The organism is Rhizobium redzepovicii (assembly GCF_019793435.1).
Lineage (GTDB): Bacteria > Pseudomonadota > Alphaproteobacteria > Rhizobiales > Rhizobiaceae > Rhizobium > Rhizobium redzepovicii.
This window is the reverse complement of record NZ_JAILYH010000090.1, coordinates 1-422: the sequence shown is the minus strand read 5'-3', so window position 1 is coordinate 422 and position 422 is coordinate 1. Positions and strand designations below refer to the sequence as shown.

Here is a 422-nt window from a genome sequence, read left to right as displayed (position 1 = left end):
GGGCAGCCGCCAGCATCGTGCTCTTGCCGGCACCGGCAAAGCCGATCACCACGGCGATCTGAGCTGGACCCGTGACATGCTCGATCGCCTGGCGTTGTTCCGCCGACAGCCCCTGCCCCGGTGAAGGGTTCCCCGCCTGGATCGATCTGTCCTGAGCGGCGATCGCAGCATCGACATTGCGCTTCGCCACACCGTGGTTTTGGCGCGCCTTCATCGCCATGACATTGCTGGCGATCACGCCCTCGATCGCCACCATCTCGACCGTCGAATAGCGTGCCTCCCCGTCACGGCCGCAAAGGCTTGAACTGTCGGGCCTCAACTCGACCAGAGCCTTCGACGCCATGACCGCGGCAAAAGCATTCTGGAAGGTCTGCGGATCGTCGTTGATATAACGATGCAGAGCCCTGGCAATGTCATAGCGG

Annotated in this window: 1 protein-coding gene; it reads right to left on the bottom strand. The window is 62.8% G+C overall.

What is annotated here, in order from left to right:
- Positions 1 to 422: AAA family ATPase (locus K6N12_RS33715; RefSeq protein WP_222149185.1), on the bottom strand; the 422-nt coding region annotated here is incomplete at both ends.